General features: G+C 70.0%; 10 protein-coding genes. 7 read left to right on the top strand and 3 right to left on the bottom strand.

Annotation, left to right across the window (positions count from 1 at the left end):
• Nucleotides 1-169: 169 nt before the first annotated feature.
• The 5 genes from GXY85_09875 (at nucleotide 170) to GXY85_09855 (ending at nucleotide 8,465) form a co-directional block, all read left to right on the top strand.
• Nucleotides 170-2,068 (top strand): hypothetical protein, encoded by a 1,899-nt coding sequence (locus GXY85_09875; GenBank protein NLW51131.1) that lies wholly within the window; start codon nucleotides 170-172, stop codon nucleotides 2,066-2,068.
• On the top strand, nucleotides 2,065-3,627 hold the full coding sequence (locus GXY85_09870) for a hypothetical protein (protein ID NLW51130.1): 1,563 nt from the start codon (nucleotides 2,065-2,067) through the stop codon (nucleotides 3,625-3,627). Before GXY85_09875 ends, GXY85_09870 begins: the two co-directional genes overlap by 4 nt.
• Nucleotides 3,628-3,664: 37 nt before the next feature.
• On the top strand, nucleotides 3,665-5,578 hold the full coding sequence (locus GXY85_09865; protein NLW51129.1) for a hypothetical protein: 1,914 nt from the start codon (nucleotides 3,665-3,667) through the stop codon (nucleotides 5,576-5,578).
• On the top strand, nucleotides 5,578-7,155 hold the full coding sequence (locus GXY85_09860; protein NLW51128.1) for a hypothetical protein: 1,578 nt from the start codon (nucleotides 5,578-5,580) through the stop codon (nucleotides 7,153-7,155). Before GXY85_09865 ends, GXY85_09860 begins: the two co-directional genes overlap by 1 nt.
• Before the next feature lie 140 nt (nucleotides 7,156-7,295).
• Complete coding sequence (locus GXY85_09855; GenBank protein NLW51127.1) at nucleotides 7,296-8,465, top strand: hypothetical protein; 1,170 nt, start codon at nucleotides 7,296-7,298, stop codon at nucleotides 8,463-8,465.
• 40 nt (nucleotides 8,466-8,505) lie between these two features.
• Here GXY85_09855 and GXY85_09850 read toward each other — a convergent pair whose 3' ends face one another.
• Both GXY85_09850 and GXY85_09845 read right to left on the bottom strand, forming a co-directional pair.
• A complete protein-coding gene (locus GXY85_09850) occupies nucleotides 8,506-8,913 on the bottom strand; it encodes a hypothetical protein (protein ID NLW51126.1) in 408 nt (135 codons plus the stop codon).
• An 86-nt stretch (nucleotides 8,914-8,999) separates the two neighbouring features.
• Nucleotides 9,000-10,379 (bottom strand): alpha-glucosidase/alpha-galactosidase, encoded by a 1,380-nt coding sequence (locus GXY85_09845; protein NLW51125.1) that lies wholly within the window; start codon nucleotides 10,377-10,379, stop codon nucleotides 9,000-9,002.
• Between the two features lie 258 nt (nucleotides 10,380-10,637).
• On the opposite strand from GXY85_09845, the gene GXY85_09840 reads away from it, so the two are divergent.
• Nucleotides 10,638-11,165 (top strand): ferritin family protein, encoded by a 528-nt coding sequence (locus tag GXY85_09840; protein NLW51124.1) that lies wholly within the window; start codon nucleotides 10,638-10,640, stop codon nucleotides 11,163-11,165.
• Nucleotides 11,166-11,192: 27 nt separating this feature from the next.
• Nucleotides 11,193-11,627: an OsmC family peroxiredoxin gene (locus GXY85_09835; protein ID NLW51123.1), complete on the top strand. Its 435-nt coding sequence runs from the start codon at nucleotides 11,193-11,195 to the stop codon at nucleotides 11,625-11,627.
• Between the two features lie 14 nt (nucleotides 11,628-11,641).
• Here the strand turns inward: GXY85_09835 and yidC are convergent, their stop codons facing one another.
• Nucleotides 11,642-13,609 (bottom strand): membrane protein insertase YidC, encoded by a 1,968-nt coding sequence (gene yidC, locus GXY85_09830; protein NLW51122.1) that lies wholly within the window; start codon nucleotides 13,607-13,609, stop codon nucleotides 11,642-11,644.
• Nucleotides 13,610-13,681: the final 72 nt, after the last annotated feature.

Genomic DNA, 13,681 nt, shown 5'->3' with positions numbered 1-13,681 from the left:
CGGCCCTCGGCGCCGATCGGCCGGCCGGTTGCCCGCGCGCGGACGCCTGTGGTATCATCGGCCCCGCGGCGGCTGTGGATCGGTCGCCGCGCACGTGCCGGCCCCAGGGGCCGACGACGGCCGGAGACATGACCGCCATCTCGGGAGTCCGAGCGACCGACGGGTGCACATGAGGACGGCACGACCAGAGCGACTCACTCCGGCCGGAGGCGACCGGGAGCCCCCGGCCGCTCCGGCGCGGCCCGGTGCATGGCCCCGCGTCTGGGCCGCGTTCTTCGCCGCCGTCTTCGCGTACGTCTACCTGCGCGTCAACCCCGCCCTCGTCTTCCAGGCCCACTGGGTTCAGCCGGCGCTCTCCCCGGGCGTGCCCGTCTTCCGCTGGGGAACGCGCTTCCTGGGCGATTTCCTGTTCCTTCCCGGCGGGCTGACCGAGTATGCGGCGGCCCTCCTGAGCCAGTACCACCAGATCGCATGGCTGGGGGCCGTGATCATCACCGGGCTGATGGCCCTGCTCTGCCTGGAGGCGTTCGTGCTGCTCAGGGCGTTTGCCGGCGAGCCCCCGCGCCTGCTGCACCTGGTGCCGGTCTTCCCGCTGCTGCTCCTCTATGGCTTCTACTACGACCCGCTGCGTCCGATGCTGGCGCTGGCGCTGGTGCTGGGCGGGGCCGCCGTCTACGTCACGAAGGGCGGCGCGACGCCCCCTCGACGGCTGGGCGTGTTCGTGCTCCTGCTGGCGCTGCTGCACTCGATCGCCGCCGGGGCGGTGCTGGTCTACGCGGCGCTGTGCACACTCTACGAACTGACCGCCGGGGGCCGGCGACGGCTCGCTCCGGCCGTGCTGGTGCTGGGGGCGGCGATGCCGTACGCGCTGGGGCTCCTGTGGCCGCACGCCGGAACGGCCGACGCCTACCGCCGCCTGCTGCCCTTCCACGAGTTTGCGCTGACCCCGGACAACGCCGTGCCGCTCGTGCTGCGGAGCGAGGCGTTGCGCCTCGTGCTCTACGCGTTCTTCCCTGCAGCGGCCGTGGCGGCCTACGCGGCCGGGCGCCTTCGCCGTGCGGGCCGCCGTCGGCCCATCGCCGGTGTCGCTGCGCTGGCGATGCTGGCCGTCGCCGTCGTGCTCGCCCACGACGGGGCGATGAAGGCGCAGACGGCGGTCGACTACCACGCGTCCCGGCGCAACTGGCCGAAGGTCGTGAAGAACGCCTCCCGCGGGGCGTTCAATCCGCTGGACTACCTGTTCGTCAACTCGCAGCTCAACCGGGCGCTCTTCCACCTGGGGGAGCTTGCCGACGGGATGTTCGCCTACGAGCAGGACCCCGTCGGGCACATGCTGTGTAAGGACATCGTGCCGAGTCAGGTGCTGCGGCACCGTGCCTGGGTCGCCTCGAGCGAGATGCTTCTGGACCTTGGACTCGTAAACGAGGCGGAGCACATGGCCTGCGAGGCCATCGAGACCAGAGGCAGCCATCCGCGCCTGCTCGAGGTGATGATGTTCTGTAACCTGGCCAAGGGACGCACGGAGGCGGCCCGGATCCTGCTGGGCGCCCTGAGCCGAGATCCCGTCTACGGCCGGCGGGCAAGGAGCATGCTGCGACGGATGAGGACGGACCCGGACCTCTCGCAGGATCCGTTCGTGGCGCGTCTGCGGGAACTGCGCGTGACGGAGAACGTGGCCCAATGGGGCCACGTCGAAGACGCCCTCAAGCGGCTGCTGAGCCGGAACCCCGGGAACCGAATGGCCTACGAGTACCTGCTGGCGCGCTACCTGATCTACGGCAGGCTGGGGGACTGCGTGCGGGAGTTCGCGCGGCTGGGCGAGGTCGGCTATCGATCGGTGCCGAGGCACTTCGAGGAAGCGCTGCTGCTCTACGCCGTGCGGACGGGGCAGATGCCCGAAATGAACGGCCTGCGAATCAGTGCGCGCACCCAGGAGCGTTTCGAAGCATTCCGGCGTGCGATGGCGGGCGCGAGGACGCGCCTCAGCCGTATGAAGGCCCTCGCCGACTTCGCAGACAGCTACATGTTCTACTACTTCTTTGTCCTGCCGCCGGAGCCCGTGGAATGAGTCGGACGCGTGGCGCAGTTGTGCTTGCAGCGCTCGCTGCAGTTGTCGCGGCCGTCATCTGCCTGCTGCCGGACGATTTCCCGAAAGTGGTGCAGCCCCAGTCGGCTGGTCGTCCCCCGAAGTTGCGCCCCGACTACGCCGGCACAGTGTTCCCCCCGAATATCGCCGCACCGTCTTTCGTTGTGGAGGAAGAGGGCTCGGCCTTCGTCGTGGAGTTACACGGAGACCGGGGCGAGCCCATCCGCGCGTGGAGCAAGGACGGGGGCCTCGACTTTTCCCTGCATTCCTGGCGCAGGCTCCTGGAAGAGAACCGGGGGCGTTCACTGGAAATACGGGCCTTTGTTCTGGACGCGGGCGGACGATGGACGCGTTTCGAGCCGCTCCACAGCCTGGTGGCTGAGGAGCCGATCGACTCCTATCTCGTCTACCGGCGAATCAATGTTTTATACAACTATTACACGCACATGCAGATCCGGGAACGGCATCTCGAATCGTACGCGGATCGGCTGATTCTGGACAACGGGTCCTTCGGGCGCGGCTGCATGAACTGCCACACGTTCCTCAACAACGGGACGGACCGCATGCTGATCCAGATGCGAAGCGGGAAGGTCGATCACGGGCATGGCATGCTGCTGATCCAGGATGGTCGGGTCTCGAAGATCAACACCCGCACGGAGCGGGACCCGGGGCTCGCGGCGTTCTCCTCGTGGCATCCGAGCGGCCGCGTGGTCGCCTTCAGCACGAACACCGTGCGCCAGTTCTTCCACTCCAGCCGCCAGGAGGTCCGGGAGGGCATCGACCTGAACTCCAACCTGTCCTACTACCGGGTGGACTCCGGGCTGGTCAGCTCGCGGCCGGTCCTCTGCCGGCCCGACCGGATGGAGACCTGGCCGTCGTGGTCAGCGGACGGCACGCACCTCTACTACTGCACCGCGCCGTTGCCCTGGACGCCGGAAGGCGACCGGATTCCCGACAACTACGCCGACGCGATGTATGACCTCATGCGCATTCCGTATGACGTCGCGACGGACACCTGGGGCGACCCGGAGGTTGTCCTGAGTGCGGCCGAGGCCGGCATGAGCATCACGCTGCCGCGCGAATCGCCGGACGGCCGGTTCCTGGTCATCTGCATGAGCCCGCATGGCGGGTTCCCGGCCATGGAGCCCGAGGCCGACCTGTACGTCATGGACACGGCGACCCGCCGCGTGCGCCCGCTGCCGGGAAACAGCGATCAGACCGAGACGTGGCACTCCTGGTCCTCCAACAGCCGCTGGCTGGCCTACGCGACCAAAGCGGGCGACGGGCTTTTCACACGGCCCGCCTTCTGTTATGTTGGTCAGGATGGTGTGGTCTGCAAGCCGTTCGTGCTTCCGCAGCGCGATCCCCGGTTCTACGACTCCAGCATCCGACTCTACCAGTTGCCGGAGCTGATCAGGGAGCCCGTGCCCGTGCGGGGCGAGCAGATAGCACGCGTGATCCGCAGGGAGCAGTGGACGGGGGTGGACATCCCCGTGACGTCCGCGACGCCGCCCGCCGAGACGTGGCGGCCCGCTCAGTAGCACCCGCCCCGGCAGGGGCCGGCCGTGCGAGAACGCCATGAGCACAGACAAGGTCGACCAGACGAATGCGAACGCGGGGGCCGCCGCACTCCCCGAGGCGCGTGACCGGATCGCGGCGCCGGCGGTCTGCCTGTTCTCGGCGGTCGCGTTCATCTACTTCCAGGCGCACGTCGACCTGAGCCTCCTCTACCACAGCTTCTGGGCGGCCGCCGCGCTCCCGGCGTTCCGCCTGAGCCGGACGTTCTTCCTCGAGTCGGCGATGCGGCCCGGCGGACTGCTCGGCTACGCGTCCGCCTTCCTGGGCCAGGTCTTCTACGCGGACTGGAGTGCCGCGCTGGTGGTGTCGGCCCTGGCCATGCTCCTGTGCGTGGCGACACGGGGCTTTGCGCGCACCGCGTCGGGCGTCCGCCTGCGCATGCTGCACCTGCTGCCGGGGCTGGTCTTCCTCTGGCCGTTCGTGCGGTACTGGAATCACCTGGCCATCGGCCTGGGCGTGCTGGCGGCGCTCACGGCGGCCTGGGTCTACGCCTCGCTGCCGTGGCAACGGTGGTGGGGACGGTTCGCGGCGGCCCTGATCCTGACGGTCGCGCTGTTCCTGGTGGCCGGCGGGTTCTGTGCGCTCTTCGCCGTCCTGTGCGCGCTGCACGAGCTGAGGGCGCGCCGGCAGGTCGGGGCGGGCCTCGCATGCCTGGCGTGCGGCTTCCTGGTGCCCTGGGGCCTGGGGGTCCGGGCCGCCGGCCTGTTCTGGGAAGAGGCGTTCGTGCATCTCTGGCCGGCATGGCCGATGAGGAACTGGGTGTCGATTCGGGCGGCAGGCGTGCTGTATGCCTTGTGTGTGCTGACGGCGGCCGTGCCGGCTGTGCGCCCGTTGGGGCGCTTCCGTCTGCCTGCAGCCATCGCCCGCGGGGCCAACTCGAGAGCCGGGCTGGCGGCCTCGGCGGCGGCGCTGGCCCTGGCGGCCTGCCTCGTCTTCGGCCGGACGCTGGACACGAGCATGCGGGACCGGATGCGGATCGACGTGCTCTCGCAGCAGGGCCGGTGGGAGGACGTCCTTCGCGAAGCACGCCGCCTGCCGATCGGCCACTTCAACGTGTATGTGCTCTGGGACGTCAACCGCGCCCTGTGTTTCACCGGCGCCCTCGGAGACAGGATGTTCACATTCCCTCAGCGGCCGGACGCGGTGCTGCCGGTGACGGAGGACTTCCATCTGGACGCCGGGGCGCTGAGAGGCGCCAATCCGATGGCGTTCGCCAAGAGCAGCCGTCTGCTGCTGGACATCGGCCGCGTCAACGAGTCCGAGCAGATGGGGGCGGAGGCCCTGGAGGTGCTGGGGCGCCGCCCGGCGCTCATACGGCACCTGTTCTTCACGAATGCCGTCAAGCAGCGGGTCGGGGTGGCCCTGAAGTGGTTGGGGCTGCTGGCCCAGGACCCCGTGCACCGGACCTGGGCACGGCGGTGGAAGGAACGCATGCTGCGGGACTCCTCGCTGTCCGACGTCGCCGAGGTGCGGCGTCTGCGCGCCGCCGTCGCCAAAAGGAGGCCCAGGCCGGGCCACGCCAGCCTGGAGACCATGCTGCTCGAGCAGCTCGAGGCGGACCCGCTCGACCGCATGGCCCTGGATTACCTGCTGGCCCACTACCTGGCCGGCAAGCGGCTGGACCGCTTCGTCGAATGGATGCCGAGGCTCTCCGAGCTGGGCATCTCCCGCCTGCCCGTGCACTACCAGGAGGCGATCCTCGTGTACGAGCAGGAGGCCGCCCGGGCGGTGGACCTGGGGGGGCTGGAGGTCGGCGAGGAGGCGCGGATGCGGCTGTTCGCCTTCCTGAGCGCGTCGGCGCGGCACGGAGGGGACCTGAGCCGCGCCCGGAGGGCCGCCGCCGCGTACGTCGGCACGTACTATTACTACTACTACCTCGTGTTCCTCCAGAAGCCCGAGCCGGGAGCCGGATGATGCCTGCCCGATGCCTGTTCGCGGCGCTCTGCGCGCTCCTGTCCACGATGCTGGCGGCCGGGTGCGGCGGGACCCCGCCCGAGGGACGCCCTGCCGGGCGGCCGCCGAGGATCGAGCCCGACTACATCGGCGTGACCGTGCCCCCGAACATCGCGCCGCTGAACTTCCGGGTGGCCGAGCCGGGGCGTCTCGGCCGCGTCGAACTGCGCACGGCGTCCGGGCGGGCGTTCGCGGTTCGCACGAAAGCGGGGGCGGCGGTCCTGCCGGCGGGGGAGTGGCGCGCGCTGCTCCAGGACGCCCGCGGCGACACGATCCGCGTGCAGGTGAGCGTGCAGGACGCCGACGGCGGATGGACGCGATTCGATCCGTTCGAGATCCACGTCGCGCAGGAGGAGATCGACAGCCATATCGTCTACCGCGAGCTTGGCTACGTCTACATGTTCTGGGGGCGGATGCGGCTGCGCCAGCGGGACATCTCCTCCTACGATGACATCGTGCTTCTGGACAACGACCAGACCGGCGGCGGCTGCATGAACTGCCACAGCTTCCTGAACGGCCGGCCCGACTCGGCGCTCGTGCAGGTGCGCAGCGGGGCGGAACCATACGGCCACGGCATGCTCATCATCCAGGACGGCCGCATCACCAAGGTGGACACGAAGACCCCGCAGAGCATCGGGCTGGCGGCCCTCAGCTCCTGGCATCCGAGCGGGCGGGCCATCGCCTACTCCATGGACGTGTTCCGCCAGTTCTTCCACAGCCATCGCACCGAGGTGCGCGAGGTGTACGACATGCGGTCCGACCTCGCCCTCTACCTTGTCGACGAGGGGCGCGTGACCGCCACGGCCGCCATCAGCCGCCCCGACGCACTGGAGACCTACCCCGCGTGGTCGGCCGACGGAAAGCACCTCTACTTCAGCCGCGTGGTGCCGCCCTCCCCGGACGTCGCCGAACTCGCGGCCAACCAGATCGCCGCCCTGCGCTACGACCTCGTTCGCATCCCCTACGACGTCGATGCCGACGAATGGGGACAGGTCGAGACCGTGCTGTCGGCCGATCAGGCGGGCGGCAGCATCACCCAGCCGCGCCCGTCGCCGGACGGGCGGTTCGTCTCCTTCTGCCTGTCGGACCACAGCGTGTTCCCCACGTTCCAGCCCGACGCGGACATCTACGTGCTGTCGCTGGCCGACGGGAGCGTCCGGCGCCTGGCATGCAGCGGCGAGGGGGCCGAGTCGCGGCACTCGTGGTCCAGCAACAGCCGCTGGATCGTCTTCAGCAGCAAGCGGGACGACGGCGTGTTCATCCGGCCCTACTTCGCCCACGTGGACGAGTCCGGACAGGCGTCCAAGCCGTTCATCCTGCCCCAGAAGGATCCGGCGTTCTACGGCACCCACTGTTACATGTACCAGTTCCCCGAGTTTCTGACCGGCCCTCTGCCGGTGAGCGGCCAGGAGATGGCCCGGGCGATCCGTTACGATGAGTGGCACGCCGTCGCAGCCCCCACGACGGGGGCCACCGCACAGCAGACGCAGGAGCCCGGCCAGTCGGAGGACGCCGGGCTGCCCTGGCGCGCCCGATGAGGCGGCGGGGGCCCCGCCGAGGGGCGGGGCCTTGCAGACGCCGGGCAGGAACGCGTAGTCTTGAAGGCACATGGTGTGGTGCGCGGCACGGGACGTTCACCCGCGCACCGCGTGCCCCGGTTTCGGAAAGGGAGGTCTGAGTGCGCAGTTGCGAAACCCTGCAGGACGTGCCGTTGACCGTCCACCTGGCCGGCCCGAGCGATGACGACCTGTTCATCACGGCGGCCGTGACGGCCGCCGGAGGCGGCGCGGGCGAGACGGCCCGCCGCTTCTACGAACGGCTGGCCTCCCGGGCCAAGGCGCAGCGGATGCACGTCGTGCACGAACGGGTGTTCGGCAGCCTTTCGGTGCGCGCGGACGTCCTGGCCGCGCGCCGGGATGCGCTCGGTCGGCAGGGGATCGACCCCGACGGCCCGCTGACCTACGTGCAGGGCCGGCCGGTCTGGGGCGACGGCCTGGCGGGGGTCCAGCTCCGTCTGGTGCGACCGCCCGAGAGCAGCGTCGAGGTGATCCGCGAGGGCGGCGTGCCGTGCGGCCGCGCCTGGACGCGCAGCGGCGCGCGCTTCCTGATTCTGCAGGACATGAGCGCGGAGGCGCCGTGCATCGCCGGGCAGACGCGTGGCGAGCAGGCCGCGCGGATGTTCCAGCGCACGCAGGCGATCCTGGCGGCCGAGGGCGCCGACTACACGCACGTCGTGCGCACCTGGATCTACCTCTCGCGCCTCCTGGAGTGGTACGACGAGTTCAACGGCGTGCGCAATCGGATCTACGGGGGTCTGGGCCTGGCCGACGAACGCGGCCCGCGCCTGCCGGCCAGCACCGGCATCGAGGGAGACAACGCGCACGGGGCCGCGTGCATGATGGACGTGGTCGCGGTGGTGCCTCTGGAGGGCTCGGCGGTGCGGACGTCCTTCCTGGGCAACGTCAGGCAGGCCGACGCCTTCAGCTACGGGTCCGCGTTCTCGCGCGGCGCGAGCATCCGCGAGCCGCACCTGGAACAGGTACACATATCCGGCACGGCCGCCGTCGATCGGCAGGGGCGCACGATGCACGTCGGGGACGTGCGCGGGCAGATTCTGTCCGCCGCCGAGAGCGTGCGCTCACTGATCGGCCAGGAGGGCGTCTCGCTGGACGACATCTGCCAGGCCACCCTGTTCTTCAAGGACGGCGACGGCCACGGCGTCTTCCGGGCCCTGGGCGCAGAGAGCGGCCTGGCCGACGTGCCGGCGGTCGTCGTGCGTGCCGACGTGTGCCGGGACGACTGGCTGTTCGAGGTGGACGGGATCGCCGCCAGGGCGCGGACGCCCTGACGCCGCGTCCCTGGACGCGGCCGCGTCCGGGGACGCGGCGTCAACTCCCCTTGGTCAGCACCAGGAGCAGGACGGCGGCGAGCAGGACGACCAGCACGGCCACGCCCGAGGCGATCAGCACGGGGGCCTTGCTCTTCTTTTCGACCTGCACCTGCCTCTGCACGGCCTGCCCGGTGCGCACGTCCGACCCGCAATGAGGGCAGATGGCCGCGCGCACGCCCAGGATGGCGCCGCAATGGCTGCAGATCTGCCGCGCGGGGTGATGCAGCGACTTGCCGGGGTCCGGTGGCGCCTCGATGACCTCGAGGTCGAAGTCGGCCCCGAAGTCGGCCAGGACCGTGCACTGCCCGCCACACTTCGGGCAGTTGACGATGTCGCCGACTTCCTTGTTCTGCACCGTGAACGTGGTGCCACATCCCGCCGCCGAACAGGTCACGTTGCGATCCATTCAACTCTCCCTGACAAACCGTCCTATTCACTTCCGGGGCAAAAGTTTACGACTCTCCGGGGAGCACGTCAAGGGGCGGCGACCCCTCAGAGATTCCACCCGGGGAGCATGGCACGGGTCGCGTCCAGCATCTCGTTGAGCATCGACCACACCCGGTCCGTCGACAGCCGCACCAGGGGGTCATGGGCCACCGCCTGGAGGGCCAGGTCCCGGTCGCAGGTCCGGGCGGCCTCCAGGGTGGTCATGTGCTGCTCGATCGCGCGCTGCTGCCAGCCGCTCACGATGGGCGAGTGCCGAAGCGCCGCGATGGGGTCGACCGCGTCGCGCCGGTAGACGGCGTGCGTCTCCACCACGGCCCCGAGCGGCCAGTCGGGCGTCTGCCCGCGGTTGGGCACGTTCGCCATCGCCCGCATCTCGCCGCAGCCCAGCAGGGCCAGCATCTGCTGCGGATACTCGGGCCCGGCACTGCGGAGCCGCTCCGGATGCTCGGCCTGCTCGCCCCGGCGGTCGTCGGGACGGCTGGACAGGCGGTACTCCGTCGGCGTCACCACCACGCCCCAGCGGTGCAGTTCCTCCTCGCTGGAGATGTACCAGGGCACGAACTCGACCAGGTGCCGGTCGCCGGCGATGCCCAGGACGCCGAAGCGGCGCAGGAAGTCGAACGCGACCAGGCCGTCCGCCTCGAAGTAGCGCCCTCCGGCCTTCCGCTCCCGGGCCACCTCCGTCCGGTCGGCGAAGAACCCCTTGCGCGAGATGAGTTCCCGAAGCACCGGCATCAGGTCCATCCCGCGCCACGAGATCCGGCGGGCCATGAGGAAATGGTTGACGCCCGAGGCGTCGACCTCGATCTCCTCGGGCCGGCACTCCTCCAGGCCGCACCGTTCGCGCAGGATCGCCGCCAGCTCACGCTTCCTGTACTGCATCTCGTGGCAGTAGCCCACGGCCTTGATGCCGGGTGCGGCCGCGTAGAGCGCCGCGACGCACAGCGCCAGCGGATTCGTGAAGTTCATCACCCAGGCGTTCGGGCATTCGTCCATCACCGCCCGCGCATACTCCATGTACAGCGGCACGCACCGAAGGCCGCGGACAACGCCCGCCGGCCCGGCCGTGTCGCCCACCGCGTGGAGGATCCCATACTTGCGCGGAATCTCGATGTCCGACACCATCATGGTCATCGGGCCCGGCTGGATGGAGATCAGCACCAGGTCGGCGCGGCGAAGCGCGGCGGCCAGGGTGCGGTGCGCGCGGACGCGGAACCGCGTGCGGGCATCCCTGTGCGCGAACACCTCGCGGCCCCACCGCGCGTTGCGGCTCGCGGCGGGGAAGTTGATGTCGTACAACGCGATCGTGCCGGTGATCTCGGGCCGCAGCGCCAGCTCCATCATCATCTCGCGGGGCCAGTGGCGCCCGCCCCCGCCGATGCACGCGATGCGGACCTCGCGCGCGGTGTGGGTCCGATCAGCCATCAGACGTTCGCTTCCCATGGGCACGAGGACAGGGCGGACCGAGCGTGCCGGCCCGAGCACACCGTGTGAAAGGCTCCATTATAGCGGACGGACCCCGGGGCGTCCACGCACTCCGGGCCCGGGGGAACAATGGGCGCGCCAGACCCGGCCGCAGTCGGGGGCGGCCTCCTGGGGTGTCGCTTTGACTGGCGGCGGGGCATTGCGTAAGCTGTACCGAAACGGTGGGCACACGATCCACTCATCAGGGGGTACGGACGGATGCGTGACGAACTGAAAAGGGCGCTGGAACTGGCGCAGAAGCTCGAACTCGACGGAGCCGAGTACTACGGGAAGCTCTCGGAGGAATGCTCCTCTGCGGCCGCCCGTCGGATGTTCGAGTCCTTCGCCTCGGACGAACGACGCCATCTGCGCATCGTCCGCGAAGTGGCCGAGGGCGTCGGCGTGGACTTGTCGAAGATGCCCATGCCGCGCGACGAGATCGCCACGATCTTCACGCGCGCCGCCGCACGCGAGGAGGCCGACGTAGAGGCCACCGAGACCGAGCGGGAGGCCGTCCGCGTGGCCCTGTCGATGGAGACGAAGAGCTTCCAGATGTACCGGGATGCCGCCGGGCGCGCGGAGGACGCGGCCACGCGCGAGCTGCTCGAGCGCCTCGCCCGCGAGGAGAACCAGCACTACGAGATGCTGGAGAACACGCTGGAGTACCTGTCCGAGAACCCGAAGTGGTTCCTGTGGAACGAGTGGGCGCTGGTCGTCGGCGATCAGAGTTCGCTGGGGATCGAATAGGCCGCCGGGCCGGCAGCGGAGGCGGGGATGGCGCAGAAGCGTTACGTCTACCGGACGATGGTCGCATGGGACCGCGGGGTGCGGGGAGTATGCACGGCAGCCGACCGGCCCGACCTGCCGGTCGCCCCGCCGGCCGAGTTCGGCGGGCCGGGCGACGCCTGGTCGCCGGAGGACCTGCTGGTCGCCTCGCTGAACGCGTGCACGCTGGCGACGTTCCTGCACTACGCGGAGCGTGCGAAGGTCGACCTGATCCGCTACGAGTCGGCGGCGGAGGGGGTCCTGGAGTTCACTGCGGACGGACCGGCCTTCACATCGTTCACCGTGCGGCCGTCCGTGACGGTGGCGACGGGGCATCTGGGCGCCGCCCGGGAGGCGATGGCACGCGCCGAGAGGTGTCTGGTCTCCGCCTCACTCGCCGGCGAGGTGCGCCTGGAGGCGGACATCGCCGAGGCGTCGGTCTGAGAGGGCGGGGGGCGCTACTTCTTCTTCGGCCGGCGGCGCGGCTGTGGGCCGGGCTTGCCCTGCTCCTCGACCATCTTCTGCAGTCGGCCCATCCAGCCCGACGGCCGCCCTGCCGGCCGCGTGCCGGGGCGAGTCGGCTTGCCCTTGCGCGGGCTCTCACCGACGGGCCGCAGCTCGATCGTGTCCGTGTGGCGCTGCACGAGCCATCGCTCGAAGGTGCCGACCAGCGTGCTGGTGAGGATGTAGAGGCAGAGGCCGCTGGGCATGGAGTAGAGGAACACGGCGAAGATGACGGGCATGAACTTCATCATCTTCTGCTGCTGACGGGCCTGCTCTGTGGAGGCCTGCATGGCGGACTTCTGGGTGACGACCATCACGACGGCCATCAGCAGGGGCAGCAGGTTGAATTCGTTCTGCACGATGGGCAGGAAGAACTTGAATGTGAAGAGCGTGTCGGACCGGCTGAGGTCCTCGACCCAGAGGAAGCCGGCATGGCGCAGTTCGATCGCGGCCCGGAGGGCGCCGAAGAGGGCGAACAGCACGGGCATCTGGAGCAGGAGCGGCAGGCAGCCGCCCATCGGCGAGACGCCGTACTTGCGCCAGAGTTCCATCTGCTCCTGCGTGAGCCGCTGCTTGTCGTCCCCGCACTTCTTCTGAAGCTCCTCGAGCATGGGCTGGAGCTTCTGCATCTTCGCCATGCCGATCTGGCTCTTGCGCGTAAGCGGGTGCAGCAGGGCGCGCACGATGATCGTCATCAGGATCAGCGCCACGCCGTAGTTCGGCAGGACGCGGTAGACCGCCTTCAGCAGGGCCACCACCAGCTTGCTGACCCCGGGAAGGATGCCGTATTCGATCAGCTTGCCGAATCCGCGGTCGTAGCTCTCCAGCAAAGCGGGCTCCTTCGGGGCGGCCACGAGCGCGTAGCGGATAAGCAGCGTCTGTCCGGGTTCGAGCTTCTGCGCCGTGCTGTGCAGCACGATGGCCGCGTTCTGAGCGGCCAGACGCGCCCGGTCGGCCTCCCGGCGTATGCTGCCGACGGGCCAGCGGCCGCGCCCCGCCAGCAGGTCGCTGTCGATGATCGACCGCGAGACGACGCGGTTGACCCACGCGGCGTCCTCCGGGTTCAGCACGGCCACGAAGTAGTGGTTGACCACGGCGGCCCAGGCGATGTCGGCGGATTCGTTCACCCGCTGTCCCTTGCTCAGATCGCCCGTGGAGGTCTTCTTGACGCTGTAGCTGTCGCGGCGTTCGGACAGCCCGACGCGGGTGCCCAGGTTGCCGGTCGCCAGGGACTCGCGCTCGATGCCGGCCGGTCCGCGCAGGGCAAAGGCGAACTTGCAGGGCGCCTCGGCGGCGTTGCGGAACTCCAGGTCCACTGTGTAATGATGCGCCCCCGGCTCGGCGGTGACGGTCTTGCGCACCTCCACGGCATGCCCGTGCGGGTCGCGCACAACGGTGGAGAAGGCCAGTCGGCCGCCCGGCTCGCGGGCGAGTTCATAGAGGCGGTCGCCGACGGGGAACTCGAGCACCCGTTCGCCGCCCTGCGGATCGGCCACGTAGAAGGTCAGGCTCTCGAGGACGTCGCTGCAAAGCCCGTCCTGGAAATCGCGCAGGAGGGTCAGGACCGGCCGTTCGCCGCCCACCTCGTAGGGCGCCCGGTAGCGCTCGTCCAGGAGGTCCAGCCGGGCCAGTGCGCCGCCCCGGTTGGTCCACTCCGTGCGGATCATGCCGTTGTCGAGCAGGGCAGTCGCCGGTTCGGGGACGGGTTCGTCGGGCACGGCGGCGGCCGGGCCTTCGGTGCCCTGCAGGGCGCGGGGCGACCGGCCTTCGGGGGCCTCGGCGGCGGCGATGACGGCCGGGGCCGCCTCGGGCGGCCGGGGCGCGGCAGGCTCGGGGCGGAACCAGATGTAACTGGCAACCCACCACGCGCCGAGCACGGCGCTGCAGAAGATCAGGAACTGGGCGAAGGTCTTCTTATCCATGGGGTCTTTCGCTGGACGGCGAGGCGGGCCCTTCCCGAGTCACGGCCGCCCGGCCGGGCACCGCACGGCCGT

It is taken from the genome of Candidatus Brocadiaceae bacterium (assembly GCA_012728835.1).
GTDB lineage: Bacteria > Planctomycetota > Brocadiia > SM23-32 > SM23-32 > JAAYEJ01.
The sequence above is the reverse complement of the archived record's forward strand: the minus strand, read 5'-3'. Positions and strand labels throughout refer to the sequence as shown.

Excerpts from the sequence above, each read along its gene's own strand:
- GXY85_09865 (NLW51129.1), top strand. The coding sequence starts at position 3,665 with ATGAGCACAGACAAGGTCGACCAGACGAATGCGAACGCGGGGGCCGCC.
- GXY85_09840 (NLW51124.1), top strand. The coding sequence starts at position 10,638 with ATGCGTGACGAACTGAAAAGGGCGCTGGAACTGGCGCAGAAGCTCGAA.
- yidC (NLW51122.1), bottom strand. The coding sequence starts at position 13,609 with ATGGATAAGAAGACCTTCGCCCAGTTCCTGATCTTCTGCAGCGCCGTG.
- GXY85_09870 (NLW51130.1), top strand. The coding sequence starts at position 2,065 with ATGAGTCGGACGCGTGGCGCAGTTGTGCTTGCAGCGCTCGCTGCAGTT.
- GXY85_09860 (NLW51128.1), top strand. The coding sequence starts at position 5,578 with ATGCCTGCCCGATGCCTGTTCGCGGCGCTCTGCGCGCTCCTGTCCACG.
- GXY85_09875 (NLW51131.1), top strand. The coding sequence starts at position 170 with ATGAGGACGGCACGACCAGAGCGACTCACTCCGGCCGGAGGCGACCGG.
- GXY85_09835 (NLW51123.1), top strand. The coding sequence starts at position 11,193 with ATGGCGCAGAAGCGTTACGTCTACCGGACGATGGTCGCATGGGACCGC.
- GXY85_09845 (NLW51125.1), bottom strand. The coding sequence starts at position 10,379 with ATGGCTGATCGGACCCACACCGCGCGCGAGGTCCGCATCGCGTGCATC.
- GXY85_09850 (NLW51126.1), bottom strand. The coding sequence starts at position 8,913 with ATGGATCGCAACGTGACCTGTTCGGCGGCGGGATGTGGCACCACGTTC.